Annotated in this window: 20 protein-coding genes; 9 read left to right on the forward strand and 11 right to left on the reverse strand. The window is 63.7% G+C overall.

The features are described 5' to 3' along the window. The first annotated feature begins 134 nt into the window (after positions 1–134). The 6 genes from pbpC (at position 135) to ACLGL5_RS28205 (ending at position 7,104) form a co-directional block, all read left to right on the forward strand. Positions 135–2,225, forward strand: coding sequence for a penicillin-binding protein 1C (gene pbpC, locus ACLGL5_RS28180; RefSeq protein ID WP_494372808.1), 2,091 nt, complete (start codon positions 135–137; stop codon positions 2,223–2,225). Further along, positions 2,218–2,949: a M15 family metallopeptidase gene (locus ACLGL5_RS28185; RefSeq protein ID WP_083246793.1), complete on the forward strand. Its 732-nt coding sequence runs from the start codon at positions 2,218–2,220 to the stop codon at positions 2,947–2,949. Before pbpC ends, ACLGL5_RS28185 begins: the two co-directional genes overlap by 8 nt. Positions 2,950–3,152: 203 nt before the next feature. Then, the gene (locus tag ACLGL5_RS28190) at positions 3,153–4,181 is read left to right on the forward strand and encodes a sulfate ABC transporter substrate-binding protein (protein ID WP_069092515.1); all 1,029 of its coding nucleotides are present in this window, start codon (positions 3,153–3,155) and stop codon (positions 4,179–4,181) included. Between the two features lie 84 nt (positions 4,182–4,265). Further along, positions 4,266–5,117, forward strand: coding sequence for a sulfate ABC transporter permease subunit CysT (cysT, locus tag ACLGL5_RS28195; RefSeq protein ID WP_019859195.1), 852 nt, complete (start codon positions 4,266–4,268; stop codon positions 5,115–5,117). Then, on the forward strand, positions 5,110–5,994 hold the full coding sequence (gene cysW, locus ACLGL5_RS28200) for a sulfate ABC transporter permease subunit CysW (protein WP_019859196.1): 885 nt from the start codon (positions 5,110–5,112) through the stop codon (positions 5,992–5,994). Before cysT ends, cysW begins: the two co-directional genes overlap by 8 nt. Positions 5,995–6,063: 69 nt before the next feature. Further along, the gene (locus ACLGL5_RS28205) at positions 6,064–7,104 is read left to right on the forward strand and encodes a sulfate/molybdate ABC transporter ATP-binding protein (RefSeq protein WP_019859197.1); all 1,041 of its coding nucleotides are present in this window, start codon (positions 6,064–6,066) and stop codon (positions 7,102–7,104) included. Between the two features lie 52 nt (positions 7,105–7,156). On the opposite strand, the gene ACLGL5_RS28210 is transcribed toward ACLGL5_RS28205, so the two are convergent. Then, complete coding sequence (locus tag ACLGL5_RS28210) at positions 7,157–7,642, reverse strand: GNAT family N-acetyltransferase (protein ID WP_069092516.1); 486 nt, start codon at positions 7,640–7,642, stop codon at positions 7,157–7,159. Continuing rightward, positions 7,642–7,923, reverse strand: a complete 282-nt coding sequence (locus ACLGL5_RS28215; protein ID WP_069092517.1) for a type II toxin-antitoxin system TacA family antitoxin — start codon at positions 7,921–7,923, stop codon at positions 7,642–7,644. Before ACLGL5_RS28215 ends, ACLGL5_RS28210 begins: the two co-directional genes overlap by 1 nt. A gap of 246 nt (positions 7,924–8,169) precedes the next feature. Between ACLGL5_RS28215 and ACLGL5_RS28220 the strand changes: the two genes are divergently transcribed. Together ACLGL5_RS28220 and ACLGL5_RS28225 are read left to right on the forward strand one after the other, a co-directional pair. After that, entirely contained in the window at positions 8,170–9,156 is a 987-nt protein-coding gene (locus ACLGL5_RS28220) for a sulfate ABC transporter substrate-binding protein (protein WP_069092518.1), read from the forward strand. Between the two features lie 249 nt (positions 9,157–9,405). Beyond that, on the forward strand, positions 9,406–9,855 hold the full coding sequence (locus ACLGL5_RS28225) for an RrF2 family transcriptional regulator (protein ID WP_019859201.1): 450 nt from the start codon (positions 9,406–9,408) through the stop codon (positions 9,853–9,855). A gap of 86 nt (positions 9,856–9,941) precedes the next feature. Here ACLGL5_RS28225 and ACLGL5_RS28230 read toward each other — a convergent pair whose 3' ends face one another. The 7 genes from ACLGL5_RS28230 to ACLGL5_RS28260 all read right to left on the reverse strand — a co-directional run bounded on the left by ACLGL5_RS28230 (position 9,942) and on the right by ACLGL5_RS28260 (position 18,013). Continuing rightward, on the reverse strand, positions 9,942–10,490 hold the full coding sequence (locus tag ACLGL5_RS28230; protein WP_069092519.1) for a gluconokinase: 549 nt from the start codon (positions 10,488–10,490) through the stop codon (positions 9,942–9,944). 116 nt (positions 10,491–10,606) lie between these two features. Further along, complete coding sequence (locus ACLGL5_RS28235; RefSeq protein WP_069092520.1) at positions 10,607–11,593, reverse strand: ABC transporter permease; 987 nt, start codon at positions 11,591–11,593, stop codon at positions 10,607–10,609. Then, positions 11,590–12,570: an ABC transporter permease gene (locus tag ACLGL5_RS28240; protein ID WP_019859206.1), complete on the reverse strand. Its 981-nt coding sequence runs from the start codon at positions 12,568–12,570 to the stop codon at positions 11,590–11,592. The genes ACLGL5_RS28235 and ACLGL5_RS28240 overlap by 4 nt, the downstream gene beginning before the upstream one ends. Further along, entirely contained in the window at positions 12,567–14,114 is a 1,548-nt protein-coding gene (locus ACLGL5_RS28245) for a sugar ABC transporter ATP-binding protein (RefSeq protein ID WP_019859207.1), read from the reverse strand. Before ACLGL5_RS28245 ends, ACLGL5_RS28240 begins: the two co-directional genes overlap by 4 nt. 75 nt (positions 14,115–14,189) lie before the next feature. Further along, positions 14,190–15,317, reverse strand: coding sequence for a sugar ABC transporter substrate-binding protein (locus ACLGL5_RS28250; RefSeq protein WP_019859208.1), 1,128 nt, complete (start codon positions 15,315–15,317; stop codon positions 14,190–14,192). 309 nt (positions 15,318–15,626) lie between these two features. After that, a complete protein-coding gene (gntR, locus tag ACLGL5_RS28255) occupies positions 15,627–16,655 on the reverse strand; it encodes an HTH-type transcriptional regulator GntR (RefSeq protein ID WP_027047039.1) in 1,029 nt (342 codons plus the stop codon). A 128-nt stretch (positions 16,656–16,783) separates the two neighbouring features. Beyond that, entirely contained in the window at positions 16,784–18,013 is a 1,230-nt protein-coding gene (locus tag ACLGL5_RS28260; protein ID WP_027047040.1) for an MFS transporter, read from the reverse strand. Between the two features lie 177 nt (positions 18,014–18,190). Between ACLGL5_RS28260 and ACLGL5_RS28265 the strand changes: the two genes are divergently transcribed. Beyond that, positions 18,191–18,481, forward strand: a complete 291-nt coding sequence (locus tag ACLGL5_RS28265) for a DUF3175 domain-containing protein (protein WP_069092521.1) — start codon at positions 18,191–18,193, stop codon at positions 18,479–18,481. A gap of 4 nt (positions 18,482–18,485) precedes the next feature. On the opposite strand, the gene ACLGL5_RS28270 is transcribed toward ACLGL5_RS28265, so the two are convergent. Together ACLGL5_RS28270 and ACLGL5_RS28275 are read right to left on the reverse strand one after the other, a co-directional pair. Continuing rightward, complete coding sequence (locus tag ACLGL5_RS28270) at positions 18,486–19,262, reverse strand: FadR/GntR family transcriptional regulator (protein WP_027047041.1); 777 nt, start codon at positions 19,260–19,262, stop codon at positions 18,486–18,488. A gap of 103 nt (positions 19,263–19,365) precedes the next feature. Beyond that, a complete protein-coding gene (locus ACLGL5_RS28275; protein ID WP_027047042.1) occupies positions 19,366–20,262 on the reverse strand; it encodes an NAD-dependent epimerase/dehydratase family protein in 897 nt (298 codons plus the stop codon). Positions 20,263–20,336: the final 74 nt, after the last annotated feature.

A 20,336-nucleotide genomic window follows, 5' to 3' on the forward strand; every position in this document is an offset into this window, starting at 1 on the left:
GCTCCTTTCTCCCCGTCTCTGTACGGGGAGGTGAGCCGTGGTCCGCGCAGCGGACGAAAAGCCAATTGCTTGGCTTTTCGAACGGCGAACGCCCGAAGGGCCGTCGTGCCGGCAGGGCAATGAGGGGCGGCGCCATGTTTTCCAAGAAATTCCTTCGCCGCACCGCCATAACGGCAGCTTCCTGCGCCGGCATCCTCGCGCTATCGGTCGCCACCCTGTGGGAACTCGACCGCTCTTTCCCGCCACCCTTGCCGGCGGAACTCACGGTCTCAACCGAAGTCCAAGACCGCGATGGCCAGTTGTTGCGCGCCTTCGCCACGCCGGACGGCTACTGGCGGCTCGAAACCCGGCTCGACCAGGTCGACAAGCAGTTCGTCGACATGCTGGTCACCTATGAGGACAAGCGCTTCTGGGACCATCAGGGCGTCGACGTGCTGGCGCTTGGCCGCGCCGCCGGCCAGCTCATCACCAGCGGCCACATCGTCTCCGGCGGCTCGACCCTGTCGATGCAGTTGGCCCGCCTGATCGAGCCGCGCGAAAGCCGCAGCCTCGGCTCCAAGATCAAGCAGATGCTGCGCGCCATCCAGATCGAGCGGCGGCTGTCCAAGCGCGAGATCCTCGAACGTTATCTGACGCTGGCTCCCTATGGCGGCAACCTCGAAGGCGTGCGCGCCGCTTCGCTTGCCTATTTCGGCAAGGAGCCGAAGCGGCTCACCGTCTCCGAAGCCGCCCTGCTCGTCGCCTTGCCCCAATTGCCGGAGAAGCGCCGGCCCGACCGCAACTTGGCAATCGCCCACGCCGCCCGTGACCGTGTGCTGACCCGCATGGTCTCCTCGGGCCTGATCGGCGAAAGCGAGGCCGCGCGCGCCGCGCTTGACGACGTGTCGGGCCTGCGCCGCACCTTGCCGGCGCTTGCCCCGCACGCCGCCTATGCGATGCTGCCCAGGGCCGTCCCCGGCCAGCCGCTCAAACTCACGATCCGCAAAAGCGTCCAGGAAGGACTGGAACAGGTGGCGCGCGACGCCGCGACCAAGCTTGGACCGCGTCTGTCCGTCGCCATGGTGCTGGCCAATTCACGCACCGGCGAGATTCTCGGCGAAGTCGGCTCGGCCAATTTCTTCGATGCCAGCCGTTCCGGCTGGATCGACATGACCAAGATCGTGCGCTCGCCCGGCTCGACGCTGAAGCCGTTCATCTATGGCCTCGCCTTCGAACAGGGGCTGGTGGCGCAGGAAACGCTGATCGAGGACAGCCCGGTCGATTTCGGCGGCTACCGGCCCAAGAATTTCGACATGGGTTATCAGGGCGATGTCAGCGTCCGCCAGGCGCTGCAATTGTCGCTCAACGTGCCGGCGATCCGCGTGCTCGACGCGGTCGGTCCGGCGCGGCTGACCGCGCGCTTCCGCCAAGCCGGCGTCAACCCGATCCTGCCGATCAACGAGGCGCCGGGCCTGGCCATCGGCCTCGGCGGCGTCGGCGTCACGCTGCGCGACCTGGTCCAGCTCTATACGGGGCTCGCCAATGGCGGCAAGACGCACACGCTGCATGACGGCACCGAGCCGGCCAATGCCGAGCGCACCACCGCCACCATCCTCAACGATCAGGCGAACTGGCAGATCATCGACATCTTGTCGGGGGTCAAGCCACCCGAAGGCGCCTTGCAGCGCGGCATCGCCTACAAGACCGGCACCTCCTACGGCTACCGCGACGCCTGGTCGGTCGGCTTCGACGGCCGCTATGTACTGGGTGTCTGGGTCGGGCGTCCCGATGCCAGCGCCGTGCCGGGCCTTTCCGGCTACGTCTCGGCCGCCCCCATCCTGTTCGAGGGCTTTGTCCGCTCGGGCCTTGCCACCGTGCCGCTGCCGAGCAAGCCGCCCGGCGCCTTCACCCCCAAGCGCGAGGACCTGCCGGTGACGCTTGCCCGCTTCGGCGCCGGCGCCGATGGCCTGGTGCAGGCGACGCCGACCGAGCCCGCGCCGACAATCATCTTCCCGCCGGACGGCGCCCGCGTCGACCTCGCCACGAATTCCGCCGACGCCACGCCGCTGGTGCTCAAACTGCAAGGCGGCCGTGCGCCGTTCCGCTGGCTTGCGAACGGCAAACCGCTGGTTGGCCTCGACCGCCGCCGTACCGCGACCTGGCAACCGGACGGCGCCGGCTATTCGACGCTGACCGTGATCGACGCGGCCGGGCGAGCGGCCAGCGTGAAAGTGTTCGTTGAATAGAGTGCGCCAGGCGATTCTGCGCGTTGGCTTTTTCGCGCTGACGGTTGTCGCTCCCGTTCTGCCGGCACTTGCCGACCCCCTGCCCGCCGGCTTCGTCCGCCTCGCCGATATCGCCCCGTCGATCTATCAGGACATCCGCTACGCCGGATCGGACAATTTCCTGCACCGCAAGGTGACCGGCTACGATGCACCTGTCTGCATTCTCACCTTGCAGGCGGCGCAAGCTCTTGCCGGCGTCCAGCAGGCCATCGCCGCGAAAGGCCTGACGCTGGTGGTCTTCGACTGCTACCGCCCTGCCCGTGCCGTCGCCGATATGGGCGACTGGACGCGACATGGCGGGCCGCCCGATCCGCGATGGTATCCCGGGGTTCGGCGTGGCGACCTCATCGCCAAAGGTTATGTCGGCGAACTGTCGACCCATTCGCGCGGTTCGACCGTCGATGTCGCGATCGCGCGGGCCGACGGCCCATCCGTCGCCAAATCCGCTTGCGGCGCCATCGATGCCGATACGCTCGATTTCGGCAGCGGTTTCGACTGTTTCGACCCGATGAGCGAGACGGCGCATCGCCCGCTCGGCAATGAAGCGACAGCAAACCGCAGGCTGCTCGTCGAGGCCATGCGTGCCGGCAGCTTCAAGAACTACGCGCGCGAATGGTGGCACTATACGCTCCGGCATGAGCCCTTTCCCACCCAGCGCTTCGATTTCCCGGTGAGCGCCGAGTGATTTGCCGGACCAGCGCGCCTTGCCTCGGCACCGCGCATCCCTAGATAGAACCTCGAATCCGCGCCGAGCGCCGGCGAGGAAAATATTTCCCCATGCGACCGAAGATCGTCGAAGATTTTCTTCAGGAGGACAAAAAAGGCAACATTCGATGCATCTAATTTCTATCAATTCGCTAGATTTGGCGCGGTTCAACGGAGGCAGAAATGACCAAACCTCATTTCCGGAAACTGCTCGGCGCACTGGTCGCCACATCTGTCCAGTTCGGCACGCTCGGTTTCGCGTTCGCCGACACCACCATCCTAAACGTGTCCTATGATCCGACGCGTGAGCTCTACAAGGCCTATGACGAGGCCTTCGCCGCACACTGGAAAGCCGAGACCGGCGAGACGGTAACCATCCAGCAGTCGCATGGCGGATCGGGCGCCCAGGCGCGCGCCGTGATCGACGGCCTCGACGCCGACGTAGTGACGCTGGCGCTCGAAGGCGACATCAACGCCATCGTCTCCAAATCGAAGAAGGTAAATCCCGACTGGCGCAAGAAATTCGAAAACAATTCAGCGCCTTACACCTCGACCATCATCTTCCTGGTCCGCAAGGGCAATCCCAAGGGCATCCACGACTGGAGCGACTTGGTCAAGGATGGCACCCAGGTGATCACCCCCAATCCGAAGACCTCGGGTGGCGCCCGCTGGAACTATCTCGCCGCCTGGGCCTACGCCAACGCCCATGATGGCGGCGACGAAGCCAAAACCAGGGAATTCGTCGGCAAGCTTTACGCCAATGCCCCGGTTCTCGACACCGGCGCGCGCGGCTCGACCGTCACCTTCGCGCAAAAGGGCATCGGCGACGTGCTGATCGGCTGGGAAAACGACGCCTATCTGGCGCTCGACGAATTCGGTGCCGACAATTTCGAGATCGTCTATCCGCCGACATCGATCCTGGCCGAGCCGCCGGTGGCGATCGTCGATGCCAATGTCGATGCCAAGGGCACGCGCAAGGTGGCGGAAGCCTATCTCGGCTGGCTCTATTCCAAGGAAGGCCAGACGATCATCGCCAAGAACCACTATCGTCCGGCCAAGCCCGAACTGGTGGCGCCGGCGGATCTGCCCAAGACCCCCGACATCAAGCTGATCTCCATCGACGATCCGCTTTTCGGCGGCTGGAAGAAGGCGCAGCCTTATCATTTCGGCGATGGTGGTATATTCGACCAGATCTACAAGCCGGCCCAGTGAGGTTGGGCAGTGCCCGAAGAAGCCCGCGAATGGGCTTCTTTCAGCGAAAATCTTGTTGAGTAAGAAGGGACGATCCAGAACTCCATGACCACAGCACCCGCGCAGGCGGGGTGGCGATTCAGGCAGCCGAGTGTCATTCCGGGTTTCGGATTGACGCTCGGCTTCTCGCTTGCCTACCTCACCCTCATCATCCTCATTCCGCTGTCCGGGCTGATCTGGCGCTCGGCCTCGCTCGGCTGGGCTGAATTCTGGGCGATCGCCAGCGACCGCCGCACCATCAACGCGCTGGAAATCAGCTTTGGCACCGCCTTCCTCGCGGCGGCCGTCAATGTCGTCTTCGGCACGCTCGTCGCCTGGGTACTGGTGCGCTACCGCTTTCCCGGCCGCCGCATTGTCGACGCCATGGTCGACCTGCCCTTCGCCCTGCCGACCGCGGTGGCCGGCATTGCGCTCACCACGCTCTATGCGCCGAATGGCTGGATCGGCAAATTGCTGATGCCGCTCGGCATCAAGGTCGCCTATACGCCGCTCGGCATCGTCGTGGCGCTCGTCTTCATCGGCCTGCCCTTCGTCGTGCGCACGGTGCAGCCGATCATGGAGGAGATCGACAAGGAGGTGGAGGAAGCCGCCGCCACGCTTGGCGCCAGCCGCTTCCAGATCATCACCCGCGTGCTGTTTCCGGGCCTGGCGCCGGCCATCATCACCGGTTTCTCGCTGGCCTTCGCGCGCGGCGTCGGCGAATACGGCTCGGTCATCTTCATCGCCGGCAACCTGCCCTACAAATCCGAGATCGCACCGCTGCTGATCGTCATCCGGCTGGAGGAATACAATTACCCGGCGGCGACCGCGATCGCTGCGATCATGCTGGCCCTGTCGTTCGTCATGCTTCTGGTCGTCAATCTCGTGCAGACATGGAGCCGCAAGCGCTATGGCTGATCCCGAAATCAAATCCTACGAACCCTACCATGAGAGCCGCTCGGCGGCGGTGACCGAGAGCCGTCCGGCACAGGCCGTGCTGATGGCGATCGCTTTTGTCTTCCTCGGCGTCTTCCTGCTTTTGCCGCTGATCATCGTCTTCCACGAGGCGCTGGCAAAAGGCGTCGGCGCCTATACGCAGGCATTGGGCGAGCCGGACGCACGCTCGGCCATCCACCTGACACTGCTTGTCGCGGCGATCTCGGTGCCGCTCAATGTCGTCTTCGGCATCTCCGCCGCCTGGGCGATCGCCAAGTTCGAGTTCAAGGGCAAGGCGTTTCTCACCACGCTGATCGACCTGCCCTTCTCGGTCTCGCCGGTCATCTCGGGCCTGGTCTATGTGCTGCTGTTCGGGGCGCAAGGGCTGCTCGGTGAGTGGCTGAAGGCACACGGCATCCAGATCCTGTTCGCCGTGCCCGGCATTGTGCTGGCCACCGTCTTCGTCACCTTCCCCTTCGTCGCCCGCGAACTGATCCCGCTGATGCAGGAACAGGGCAATGGCGATGAGGAAGCCGCCCTTTCGCTTGGCGCCAATGGCTGGCAGACCTTCTGGTATGTGACGCTGCCCAACGTCAAATGGGGCCTGCTCTACGGCGTGCTGCTGTGCAACGCGCGCGCCATGGGCGAATTCGGCGCGGTGTCGGTGGTGTCGGGCCATATACGCGGCCTGACCAACACCATGCCGCTGCATGTCGAAATCCTCTACAACGAGTACAATGCCGTCGGTGCCTTTGCCGTCGCTTCACTGCTTGCCGGGCTGGCGCTCGTCACGCTGGTCTTGAAAACACTGCTCGAGATGCGCTACGGCGCCGAACTCGCCGCGACGCGCGGACATTGATGCATGTCGCCCAAAAGTGGCTACCGGTTTTGGGACAACGACATGCATCCACCAAAAAAGGTTTTGTAAATGGAAGTTCGCGTTGCCAACGTGCGCAAGGAGTTCGAGCGGTTTCCAGCGCTCCATGACGTGTCGCTCGACATCAAGTCGGGCGAACTGATCGCTTTGCTGGGGCCGTCAGGCTCCGGCAAGACGACGCTGCTCAGGCTGATCGCCGGGCTGGAACGGCCGACGCGCGGCAAGATCTTCTTCGGCGACGAGGATGCTTCGCAGAAGTCGATCCAAGAGCGCAATGTCGGCTTCGTCTTCCAGCACTATGCGCTGTTCCGGCACATGACGGTGGCCGACAATATCGGCTTCGGCCTGAAGGTCCGGCACGGGGCCTCGCGGCCGCCGGCAGCAGAAATCCGCCGTCGCGCTTCCGAGCTACTCGACCTCGTCCAGCTTTCAGGGCTGGAGAAGCGCTATCCGGCACAGCTCTCCGGCGGCCAGCGCCAGCGTGTCGCGCTGGCGCGTGCCATGGCGATCGAACCCAAGGTGCTTTTGCTCGACGAGCCGTTCGGCGCGCTCGATGCGCAGGTGCGCCGCGAGTTGCGCCGTTGGTTGCGCGAGATCCATGACCGCACCGGCCACACCACCGTCTTCGTCACCCACGACCAGGAAGAGGCGCTGGAACTTGCCGACCGCGTCGTGGTGATGAGCCAGGGCCGCATCGAGCAGGTCGGCACCGCCGACGATATCTATGACACGCCGAACTCACCCTTCGTCTACGGCTTTATCGGCGAATCGAGCTCGCTTCCCGTCAAGGTCGAGAATGGCGAAATCTGGCTCGCTGATCGCCCGATCGGGCTGTCGGCGCCGCACGCGCCCGAGGGCGAGGCGACGCTCTATTTCCGCCCGCACGACGTCGAACTGCTCGATGGCTGCAGCGGCTGCATCGCCGGCACGGTCGCCGCCAGCCGCCGCGTCGCCGGCACCCGGCGCGTCGAACTCGAGATCGGCGGCGAACGCCAGCGGGTCGAGATCGAACTGCCCGTCGGACATCCCGCGGCGCAGAAGAGCCGGGTGGCGTTCCGTCCGGGGCGTTGGAAGCTGTTTCCCGCGGCCTAGGGCCACGGTGATTTGGTACGCCAAAGGCACATCTCGGACCGATGGCAGTGACCTAAGCTTTCACCAGGCCCTTCAACGATAGCACCAAGGTCATTGGATGCTTCGGAGAAGCCGCGAAGCCGTAGTGCTCGTAGAAGGCTTTCGCCTCATCCGATATGGCATGAACGAAAATGCCGCGAATCCCGAGGATCGTCGCGGCGTGGCCGGCGCGCAGAACGGCGTCTTGCAGGAGCGCGGCACCCAGCCCCTTGCCTTGCCAGCTTGCGTCCACGGCAAGGCGCCCGAGTACGACCATTGGGATGGGATCCGGCATGTTGCGACGGATGGGGCCAGGCGCCTCCGCAAGATCAAGCCCGCCCGAAGACAGGCAGTAATAGCCGACAACCCGAGCGCCTTCCGCCACCACATAAGTCCGAGACGCGCCACCGACTTGGTTGGCCCGCGCCCTACGGCGAAGCCATTGGTCGAGGCTTTCAGTCCCACTTTGGAAAAGTTCGAGATCGTGGTTTTCGGCCAGGGGCGCCGGCGCCGATAGCATCAGTCCTGCCATGGCTTGGGCGCGTTCATAAGGCGCGCAAAACCCTCCCCGCTTGGCGATTTGTCAAGGATGTCGAGATAATGCCGGTAACTCTCCGGATCCACCTTGATCAGGGTCTGGTCGAGCAGCGTCTCCTCAGCCGAACGGTAGGCAGCGTCGATCATGAAGTCGGAGCGGGTTTTCCCGCGTATTTTCGCGGCGCGGTCAATTAGTATGCGCATGTCCTCTCGGATACGCAGATTGACAGGCTTGGCGTGGTTCTCAGGGGCGGCCTTTGTCATGGAGGACTCCTTTCCGGCATCATAGCACTTCGCATACACAATGTGTATCTACTTGTTGCCTTGCCAGGAGGGATTGAAGGGGCCGGCCAGACAGAGCGAACCCACCTGAAAGAAAATGCTACGATCCGCCAGTTCGGGCAACGGTTTTTCTAGCGACGAGCGCCAAGCTCTGGAACCCATGCCTCGCCCCGCCCCCTGCGCCACGGCTATGGTCGAGCCATAACGCATTGCATCCGGAGCCTTTTCATGAAGCGATTTTTCCTTGGCGTTGCCACCGTTGCCGGCCTGTTCCTCGCATCCTCCCAAGCTTGGTCGGCCGACAAGCTGCTCAACGCCTCCTATGACGTCGGCCGCGAACTGTTCGTCCAGGTCAACAAGGCCTTCGTCGCCGGGCATCCGGGCGTGACAGTCGACCAGTCGCATGCCGGCACCTCGGCGCAGGCCCGCGCCATTGCCGAAGGGCTTGGCGCCGATGTCGTCACCTTCAACCAGGTCACCGATGTCGATTTCCTGGTCAAGAAAGGGCTGGTCTCCGCCGACTGGCAGAAGGACTTCCCCAACAACGCCTCACCCTTCTATTCGCTGCCTTCATTCCTTGTGCGTGCCGGCAATCCCAAGCACATCAAGGACTGGAACGATCTGGTGCGCGACGACGTGCAGGTGATCTTCCCCAACCCGAAGACATCGGGCAATGCGCGCTACACCTATCTGGCCGCCACGGCCTACGCCAAGGAAGCCTTCAAGGGCGACGACGCCGAGGTGAAGGAGTTCATCACCAAGCTGTTCAACAATGTGCCGATCTTCGACACGGGTGGCCGCGCCGCGACCACAACCTTCGTGCAGCGCGAGATCGGCGACGTGCTGATCACCTTCGAATCCGAGACGCGCGGCATCCGCAAGGAGTATGGCGACGACAAGTTCGAGCAGGTCACGCCCTCGGTCAGCCTGCTCGCCGAATTCCCGGTGGCGATCGTCGACAAGGTCGCCGACCAGCACGGCACGCGCGATCTCGCCAAGACCTATCTCGACTTCCTCTACACGCCCGAGGGCCAGGATATCCTCGCCCAGAACGGCAACCGGGTGCGTGATGCAGCCGTCGCCGCCAAATACAAGGCCGATTTCCCGGACGTGCGCCTGCTGACGGTGGAAGACGTCTTCGGCGGCTGGGACAAGATCCAGAAAGAGCACTTTGCCGCCGGCGGCCTGCTCGACCAAGCCTATGGCAGCCGCTGACGGTTGCGGCATGGATTGAACAGATGAGGAAAGCCGGCAGTGAGCCGGCTTTCTTCGTTTTTGCCATCAGCCAGGACGAATACGGCATCATCCCGGCAAAACGTTACAAAGAATCAACGCGTTTGTGCCTAACGTGCTATTCGGCGTCTTGTTTTCGCGAAATATCATCGTGCGGCGAAACCGTCATTATTTGCACACAAACAGCCGCCAGATGCGGGGTGGTTGGGGCTTCAACGGGTTGACTCGGGCATGCTGACAAAAAAAGGCAAATACGGCCTCAAGGCCCTCGTGCATCTGTCTGGCCTGCCGGCGGGCCAACTGGCCTTCGTCAACGACATTGCTGTCGCCAACAACATCCCGAAGAAATTCCTCGATGCCATTCTGGGCGAATTGCGCAATGCGGGCTTTGTCCAGAGCCGCAAGGGCAAGGAAGGCGGCTATCGCCTCGCTCGCCCGGCTTCCGAGATCAAGATCGGCCATGTCGTGCGCGTGTTGGACGGCCCGCTGGCGCCGATACCCTGCGCCAGCCGCACGCAGTACCAGCGCTGCGAGGATTGCGACGAGGCGACCTGCCAGGTCCGGCACATGATGCTGGAAGTGCGCCAGGCCATTGCCGAGGTGCTCGATAACAGAAGCCTCGCAGCCATGCGCGATGCCGATAACGACGATTTCCCGGTCGAGCTGTCCTCGCAGATTTAGTCTAGATTGACGGCTGGGGGCGGCGTTTGTCATAGCAAGGTTCCATGATCGCCCATGGCGATGCCATGACAGGCGACGGTACCGGCTTACGAATTGGCCAGCAGACGCATCGCGTCCGCAACGGCATCGGCAACGGGACGCGTCGCGTCGATTGTCAGCGCCCGCTCATCGCTCCCCGGCGGCTCGAGAATGGCGAACTGGCTGTCGACCAGGCTTGCCGGCATGAAATGGCCCTTGCGGCTGGCGACCCGCTGCCTTGCCGTCGCCGGATCGATCTCCAGATAGAGGAAGACGATGTCGGGGCGAAAACCGCGCAGGCGCTCGCGATAGCCGCGCTTCAGCGCCGAGCAGGCCGCGACCACGCCCTGCCCTTCGCCGACCGACGCCGCGATGCGCTCGCCGATGGCGTCGAGCCAGCCCTCACGCAACTGGTCGGTAAGTGGCTCGCCGCTTGCCATGCGCGCCACATTCTCCGGCGGATGCAGCCTGTCGCCTTCGATGAAGACGGCCCCCAGCGCGGCCGCCAGCGCAATGCCGACAGCCGACTTGCCGCAACCGGCGACGCCCATCACCACAATCGCCGGAGGCACCGAACCGGGAGCGCCCGCCGGCGCCTGCGCTGCTTCTTCGTCCACGGCTAGAGCATGATGCCAAAAAGTGTGAAGCGGTTTTCGGACGACATCATGCTCTATCTCCTTGATTTAGAGGCGGATTCAGATTTCAGGTCGATCCGGCCTGAAATCATCCGGCTCTAGCGGCTTGCCGGCGCGCGGCCGTAGAGCAGCAGCATGGCGACAATGACGACGCCATAGATGATCTGCCGCCCCGCCTCCGGCATCTGCATGACCGACAGGATGGATTGCAGAAGCGTGATCAGGATGACGCCGGCGACGGTGCCGAGATAGGACCCGCGCCCACCGAGGATCGAGGTGCCGCCGAGCACCACTGCGGCGATCGACGGCAGCAAATACGCATCGCCCATCGACTGCGCCGCCTTCGAGGCATAACCGGCCAGCAACACGCCGCCAAAGGCCGAGAGTCCCCCGGAGACGGCGAAGGCAATCATCACCACGCGCCTTGTGTCGATGCCGGATAGATAGGCAGCGCGCTCGCGGTTGCCGATGCCGTAGACGGTGCGGCCAAAGCCGGTGCGGGTCAGCACGAAGACCATCGCCGCCCCGATCAGCGCCCAGATGATGACCGCATTGGGCACGCCTGGAACGGCAAAGCCGGTGGCGAGGTAGCGCATCGCGCCCGTGGCCGAATCCTGGGGCGAGAAACCGCCGGTATAGACCACCATCAGCCCTTGCGCGACGGCATTGGTGGCAAGCGTGATGATCATCGAGGGAATGCGCAGATAGGCGACGCCGATGCCGTTGATGACGCCGATCAGCACGCCGCAGAAGATGCCGAACGGAATGGCCAGCACCACGCCGACCGGGCCGTAGGCGGCCGCCGCGCAGGCCATCATGGCGCCCGCGGCCACCGACCACGGCACCGACAGGTCGATCTGGCCGAGCAGGATGACCAGCATCATGCCGGTGGCGATGACGCCGAGGAACGAGGCCACCTTCAACTGCTGCAGCAGATATTCAGGTGACAGGAAGCTTCTGGAATAGAGGCTGCCGAGGAACAGCAACAGCACGATGCAGGCGAATGCCGTCAGCACAGCCGGATCGGCGCGGCGGATGAATTTCGGCATGCGGCCGGCAATGCCGCCCAATGTCGTTTCGCTCACAGGAACCACTCCAGCCGGTTGCGGACCCGAAACAGGGCGAAGGCGCCGAGGCTGACCGCGATCAGCAGGATAACCCCCTGGAACAGCGGCTGCCAGAGCGGATCGAAATCGAACACGAACAACAGATCGCCGATGGTGCGGAAGGCCAGCGCGCCGAAGATGGCGCCGATGGCGCTGCCCTTGCCGCCGAACAGCGAGACACCGCCCAGCACCACGGCGGCGATCGAGAACAGCGTGTAGGCGTTGCCGCTGGCATAGGCAGCGTCGCCCGTATAGGTGAAGAAGGTCAGGAACAGCCCGCCGATCGCGGCCAGCAGCCCGGCCAGCGTGTAGGCGGCGAACTTGCCGCGCCTGATCGGAACGCCCGACATATAGGCCGCCGTCTCCGACGATCCCGCCGCATAGGCAGCACGGCCAAGCACCGAGCGGCTGAACGGCACCCAGATCAACAACACGATGGCGAACAGCACGACGAGGCTCGCCGGCACCACATCGAAGACGCGTCCGGTCATCGCATCGGCCAGGTCCTCATTGACCGAGCCGCCTGGAAAGGGACGCAGCAGAAGGCCGATGCCGTAAAAGACGGCGCCGGTGGCGATGGTGGCGACGATCGGCTGCAGCCGGCCGTAGATGACGATGGCGCCGTTGATGGCGCCGCACAGAAGACCGACCGCCAGCACGGCGATGACGCCGAGCGTCGTCTGCATGGGCGTGCCCACCACCAGCCAGGAGGCCAGGCAGTTGGTAAGCAGAAAAATCATGCCGACGGACAGGTCGATGCCGGCGGTGATCACCACCAGCGTCTGCGCCATGGCGACGAAGGCGAGCAGCACACCCTTGTTCGCCGCCGTCTGCACCACATTGGCAGTGAAGCCGGCCGGATGGTTCGAGGTGTAGATGATGAACATGACGATGAAGATGCCGAGCGCCAGCAGCGTTCCGCGCTGCTCTGCCAGCCAGTAGCGCCAATCTTTCACGCACTTGCTCCCAGGCCCACCGGGCTCTCCTCGCCATGGATGTTGAGCGCGCTCGCTATCAGCGCCCGCTCGGTGATCTCGGCGCCGACCAGTTCGCGCTTGACCGCTCCGTCGTAGAGCACCAGCACGCGGTCGCAGCAGCCGATCAGCTCGTCATAGTCGGTCGAATAGAACAGGATCGCGGCCCCGGCGTCCGCCAGCTTGCGCATCAGCTGATAGAGCTCCTGCTTGGTGCCGACATCGATGCCCCGCGTCGGGTCGTTGAGCAGGATGATGCGCGGCTGGCGCATCAGCCATTTGGCGATGACCACCTTCTGCTGGTTGCCGCCCGACAGCGCGCCGACCGGAATATCGAGGCCCGCCGTCTTGATCGCGAGCAGGCCGACCATATCGTCGATCAGCCGCTGCTCGGCGGCGCGGTCGATGATGCCGCCCTTGGACAAGCGATCGAGCGCGGCGAAGGACAAATTCTCGCGCACCGTCATCGGCAGCATCAAGCCTTCGGTCTTGCGGTCCTCGGGGATCAGCGCCATGCCGATGCCGTCCTCGCGGGCCGCCGCGGGACTGCTGATCGCCACCGGCTTGCCGTCGATCAGCACCTCGCCGGAAAGGCCGCGCAGCACGCCGAAGAAGGCAAGCAGCAATTCGCGCTGGCCCTGGCCGTCGAGACCGCCGAGGCCGACCACCTCGCCTGCCCTGACGGTCAGCGAGATGTCGTGCAGCCGGTCGGCCCAGGAAAGCTTGCGGGCTTCAAGCCTGGGTGCGGCTGTAGCTGGCACGGTCGCCGGTTTGGGCGGGAAGATGTGACTGTATTCGCGGCCGATCATCAATTCGACCACCTCATTGTCGCTCTTCGAGCCGGCCTTGTAGCTGGCGACATTGCGGCCATTGCGGAACACCGTGCACTGATCGGCAAGTTCGGCGATCTCGTTCATGCGGTGCGAGATATAGAGCAACGCCAGCCCTTCCGAGCGCAGCCGTTTCAGGACGCCAAAAATCTTCGAGACATCCGCCGCCGTGAGCGCCGATGTCGCCTCGTCGAGGATGAGAATGCGTGGCTTTCTGGCCAGCGCCTTGGCGATCTCGACCATCTGCCTTCTTGAAAGGGGAAGGTCCTTGACCAGCGCCAGCGGATGGATGTCGGCCGCGCCAGCGCGCGCAAGGGCTTCCTCTGCGACGCGACGTTGCGCCTTGCGGTCGATCATGCCGAAGCGTTTGGGCGGATCGGAAATGACGATATTGTCGGCGACGCTGAGATCTGGAACCAGCGACAGCTCCTGGAAGATGCAGACGATGCCTGCCTGGTTGGCGGCGGCTGGCGACAGGAAGGTCACCTCACGGCCATCCAGCGTCATGCGGCCCTCATCGGGCGCCACGACACCAGCCATGACCTTGATCAACGTCGACTTGCCGGCGCCGTTTTCGCCAAGGATGGCGTGGATGCTGCCGGATGTGACGACAAGCTCCGCCTTTTCCAGAGCTCGCACGCCACCATAGCGCTTGGATATGCCTTCCATCTGGAAGAGCGGAACCGCACTGTCCATCGGCCCTCCCCGGGGCGCTTTGAGCGTATCAATTGACCGGCGCCGCGGGAGATCCCACGGCGCCGGGAGTGCAGCCTACTGATCCGCCTTGGTCTGCCCCATGATTTCCTGTGCGGTGAAATTGATGCCGCAGGTCGGGAAGGAATTGCCGACGAAGAAATTGTCGGACTGGTCGGGGAAGAAATCCTGACCAGCCTTGAAGTTTGGATCCTCGACGATCGCCAGCGGCAGCTTGACCGATTGCGGGACGACATTGCCTTCAAGCGCCGCGATCGCCGTCTTGATGGCAACCGCCACCTGCGCCGGACCGGTACCAGCTGACGAGCACTTCAACCCGTCGGCCGCGTGGGCCGCGCAGAATTTGCGGAAGCCGTTCTCGGTCTCGCCGCCGAACGGCACGAAGGGATGCTTGGCATCGATCATCGCCTGCACGATGCCGGTGTCGCCGCCCTGTCCGGTGACGCCGTCGAAGGGGCCGTTGGTGGCGATCGCGTCGGCCGAAGCCTTTTGCGCAACGCCGTCATCCCACTTGCCGACGACCTCGGTGACGGCCCATTTCTTTCCGGAGGCATCGAGAACCTCGTGGATGCCATTGTGGCGGTCAGTGTCCACCGACGTGCCGGCAACGCCGCGCACCTCGAGCACCTTGCCGCCATTCGGCACATGCGAGACCAACCATTTGCCCCACAGCTCGCCAAGACCCTTCTGGTCGACATTGACGTTGATGGCGTCCTTGGTGTCGAGAATGTTGTCGAAGGCAACCAGCACGACGCCGGCTTCCTTGGCGCGCTTGATCACTGGCCCGAATGCGGTCGGGTTCTGCGCGTTGACGACGATCGCGTCATAACCGGAATCGATGAAGTTGTTGATCGCCGAAATCTGCGCCGGCACATCTTCGCCGGTCGAGACGACCTTGAATTCCTTCAGCTTCGCGGCGACGTCCTTCTGCGCCGCATAGGCCTTCGCGGTCTGCACCATCTGGATGCGCCACGTATTGGCGATATAGCCATTGGCGAGCGCGATGCGGTACGGCCCGGCCTTCTTGGGGAACTTGAAGAATTGCGTGTCGGCGGCCCAGGGCGCGAAACAGTCAGGCTCGGCAGCCGGACCTTTGACGATTTCGGGACCCGCGGCAATCGCCGACGAGCTCAACATAACGAATGCACTGGCGGCAACGATGCCACCGACGAGTGACTTGATCATCGATAATCCTCCCGATTGCAGTTCTGATTTGTTTGCTTCAGTTTCATGCAATTCTCGCGTTTCCGGCAGGCCCTCCCGCCTTGCCCAGTCACGCCTACCCAGGTGCCAACGACCTTTGCGCCACCTCCCCTTTGCCGTCCCCGTCGATCGAAGAAAAACTATCATATTATACATAATAAACAAGCATGAGCTGTTGCTTATGTATAATAAACAAACCCAGCACTTCAGAGGCGAGGCTCGTTCAGAAAAATGGTAGCGCTACCATAACGTTGTGTAAAGCACCATTTGAGCGCCTTCTAGAAAGTGGGTTCAGCGGGCTGTACTCTCGCGGCGCTTGAGCTCGAAGCCGAGATCGACGACCCGCTCCTGCGGCCGGTCGCCGGCGATCGCCGCCAGTGCCATGGCCACGGCACGCCTGCCGATTTCGTAGCGGTAGGTGCGGATGCTGGTGATCGAGGGAAACGCCACCTGCATCATGTCGAGATCGTTGAAACCGACGATGCCGATGGTCTTAGGCACATCGATCGCGGCGCGGTGGCATTCGAACAGCACACCGAGCGCGATGTCGTCATTGTTGCAGAACACGCCGTCGAGCGTCGGCATCTTGGCCAGGGCATCGCGGAACAGTTCTCGCCCAAGCGGCACGCTGGACAGCACCGGCGTGGTGGTGACCAGGCGCGGATCAAACAGCCCGGCCTTCTCCATCGCCGCGCGGTAGCCGGCGAGGCGCCGCTGCGAACGCGGGTCCATGCGCGCGCCGATGAAGCCGATGCGGCGATACCCTGCCTCGATCAGGTGCTCGGTCGCCGTCCTGCCGCCGTCGAAATGCGAGAAGCCGACCATCATGTCGACGGGATCGGGCCCGGTCTCCATCACCTGCACCACGGGGCAGCCGGCATTTTCGAGCAGTTTTCGCGAGGTAGGCGTCTGGTCGATACCTGCGACGATCAGCGCTGCCGGCCGCTGCGAGCCGAACAGCTGCAAGAGCCGCTCCTCCTCGAGCCCGGAATAGTGCGTGTTGCCAAGCTGGATGCGGAACGGGCTGTCCGACAGGCTGTCATAGATGCCGCGCACCACCTCGGCGAAGACGTTGTTGGTGAGCGATGGCACCAGCACGCCGAACACCTCGGCGCGCGCCGAGGCCAGCGCGCGCGCATTGGGGTCCGGCACATAGCCGAGCTCGTCGACGGCGGCCTGGATCTGACGGCGCAATTCTTCCGAGACGCGCTCCGGCTCGCGCAGCGCCCGCGACACGGTGATGGCCCCGACGCCGGCCTTGCGCGCGACATCCGCTATGGTCGGGCGGCCGCCGCCGCGGCGCGAGCGCGGCTTGATCAAGGCCGAGGTCCGCTTGCACACATCCGCAGTACGATCATCACAGCTGTCGCCATCTCACCGGCCTGTCGCCGCAACCCTTGATCTCTGGGGTCGCGCAGTGCCTGCCTATTGTCAAGCCGAGGCGCGCCTCAGGCTGCCATGACGGCCCTTTGCCTTGCCTTCCACATGAACAGCCCGATCGCCACTATGTTCAGCAAATTCCAGGCGATGCCATTAAGGAAGGCTACGGCGTAGGATCCGGTCAGGTCGTAGATCCAGCCCGACATCCAGCCGCCGATCGCCATGCCGAAGATCGTCGCCATCATGACGATGCCAATACGCTGGCCGGCCTCCTTGGCCGGCAGGTATTCGCGCACGATGATCGCATAGCAGGGCACGATGCCGCCTTGCGACAGGCCGAACACCAGCGACACGACGTAGAGCGAGGCGAGCCCGTCGAACGGAATGTAAAACAGCAGCGACAGGCATTGCAGCACCGAGCCGATGACCAGGGTCTTCGCACCGCCGATGCGATCGGCGATGAAGCCCGAAGCGAGCCGGCTGACGACGCCCGCCGCCATCATGATCGACAGCATGTCGGCGCCATGCGCAATGCCGTAGCCAAGATCCATGCAATAGGCGACGATATGCACCTGCGGCATCGACATCGCCACACAGCAGCCAAGGCCGGCGACAACCAGCAGCGCCTGCAGCGCCGCCGGCGACATGGGAATCGGCTGCACAGACCGGCTTCCCGGTGAGCCGGCGGCGGTAGCCTCAGGAGCGCCGCGCCGCAGCATCAGCACCAACGGCACCATGGTGACCAGGCAGAAGATGCCGATCGCGGCATAGGTGAAGCGCCAGCCTTCCGCCTTGATCAGCGTCGGCATGATGGTCGGCCAGAGCGTTCCGGCGAGGTAATTACCGGCCGCCGCCGCCGTGACGGCGACGCCGCGCCGGCGGTTGAACCAGTGCGAGATGTCGGCGATCAGCGGCCCGAAGATCACCGACGTGCCGACACCGATAAGCAACCCTTGCGCAAGGGTGAATTGCAGGATCGAGGTCGAAAGTGCGGCAAGCAGCAGGCCGGCCGAGAGTGCCACGGAGGAAATCAGCGCCGGGATCCAATACCCCATGCGATCGATGGCGCGGCCGACCAACACATTGCCGGCGGCGAAGCCCACCATGGTCGCGGTGTAGGGCATGGATGCCGCGGCGCGGTCGACGCCGAACTCCGCCTGCACCGCGGGCAGCACCACGACGACAGCCCACATGCCGACCCCACCGATCGTCGCCAGCACCATCGATATGGCCAGGCGCACCCAAGCGTAGGAACTGTCTATGCCGGGGCTCGGCCGGTTCAGGTCGGTTCGGGTCAAAGGCGTTTCCTGTCGGCGGTCTCGAAAACCGGCCGCCGTTTGCACCACTATCGGCGCATTCTCTGCGTGCAGCAGCGCCACAGCAGGCAAATCCGTGGCTCCAGAGCGGTCAGAAGGCGGGAACCGACGCCAATGTCTGGAGTTTTCCGACCATCAAACCGCAAAGGAGTCCCAGCCATGACCGCTGCCAGGCAGAAATGGTCGGCCGAGGTGACCGAGCAGAGCGACGCCATGGATCTCGAGGATCACATCTTCGAGTCCGACGATGCCAGGAAGATCGCCGCCTCGCTCAAACAGTCGGCCGAACACAGCCACCGCCGCAAGGCCGAACCTTTTCAATCCGCCATGTCGATGCTGAATTTCTATATCAACCGCGCCGGCAAGAACCTGCCCGCCACGCGCAGGCGAGTGCTCGAGCACGCCAAGGACGAACTGCGCGTGGCCTTCGGCCGCGAGAAGGAAGATTAGTGGTTTAGCGCGACTTGATCACGTGATCGGTGTTGGCGAGCAACTTGCGCACCGCGGCGCGCGCTGCGTCCGGGCGTTGCAGCCGGATGTTCTTCTCGATCGCCTCATGCAGCTTCTGCACGTGATTGAGATCGTCGACCGCCCGTGTCGTAAAGGTGAAGAGATGGTCGAACGCGGATTCGATCAGTACTCCGAGCGGCACCAGAAGATCATTGCCGGATGCGCGCAGGATGGCCAGGTGGAAGCGTGTGTCGGCGCGCGTGCGTTCCTGCAGGCTGGCCGCCTCCCCCATCTCGCGGCAGGCCTGGCTGATCTCGGCCATCTGCTCGTCGGTCCGCCGCATGGCGGCGAAGGCAGTGGCTTCCGGCTCGATGATGTGGCGGAATTCCTGCACCGTCTTCAGAAACACCTCGCGGTCGGGCGAGGTTGCGTACCAGGCGAGCACGTCACGGTCGAGCAGGTTCCAGCGTTCCCTGGGCTCGACCCAGCTGCCGATCTTGGGGCGTGAAGCAAGCAAGCTCTTGGCCATCAGCATCTTGATCGCCTCGCGCACCGCCGAGCGACTGACGCTGAAGGTTTCCGACCATTTCGCCTCATTGGGCAGGATGGTACCGGGCGGATAATCGCCGCGCACGATCCGCAGGCCAATTTCGCTGGCCAGCGACGTGTGCACGCTGGCGCCGGGAATGCGTGCCGCGTCGGGCCGGCGAACACCGGAGGGGCGTTCGGCGGATGCCGGCTTTTTCGGCGATTTTTCCTTGTTCGGCTTTGCGTCCCGCATGGACTTCAGAAAGGCCGGTTTGCGGAAGCTGTCAAGCACCACCGGGCGGTTGGGCCGCAAAGCGCGCCGCTATGCACAGCCCAACCCCGTTTTGCCTGCTTGCTCAGGCGGTTTTGACGTATTTGCGCCAGCTATGCTCCGGACGGAAGCCCAGCATATCGCGCGCCTTGCGGTTCGACAGCAGCGTCTCGTACTCACCGAGTTCAGCCTTGACCGGCACGTTGGGATAGAATCGCTTCAGGAGTTCGGCCGTCGGCAGGTCGGACGAGGTGTCGTCATTGGCGGCGTTGAACACCTGGTAGCCGAGCCCGTCCTTTTCGATGGCGCGCAGCGTGATCTGGCCGAGATCGCGCGCGTCGACATAGCTCCAGGCGATGCGCTTGCGGAAACCGGGATCGGCGAACCATTTCGGGAACAGCGAATATTCATGCGGCTCGATGACATTGCCGATGCGCAAGGCATAGATGTCGGTGCCGTTGCGCTGCGCGAAGGCACGCGCGGTCTTTTCGTTGACGATCTTGGACAGCGCATAGCTGTCCATCGGGTCGACGTCATACTCCTCGTCGAGCGGGAAATATTTGGGGTCGCGCGGCTCGTTGGCGAACACCAGGCCGTAGGTCGTCTCCGAGGAGGCGACGATCACCTTGCGGATGCCGAGCTTCACCGCGGCCTCGATGACATTGTAGGTGCCCATCGCATTGATGCGGAACACTTCATTGTCCGGCGTGATCATGATGCGCGGGATGGCAGCGAAATGCACCACCGCATCCACCGGCTGCGGGCGCAGCGAGGGGTCGAATTCGTGCAGGCCCATATAACTCGACAGCGCGTTGAACACCTGCCCGCTATCGGTGATGTCGGTGATCAGCGTGCGCACCTTGGGATTGTCGAGCGGCTTGGTGTCGATGTTGAGCACCTGGCAGCCCTGTTCGACAAGATATTGCACGACATGGCGCCCAGCCTTGCCGCTGCCGCCGGTGAACATGATCCGCTTCGTCATTCTGGTCTCCATGACAGGCTCTGGAATTACCGTCTATTGTCAGACAATATTGCTTTCTGCAACCGCATATGGCT

It is taken from the genome of Mesorhizobium sp. U510 (genome assembly GCF_059180695.1).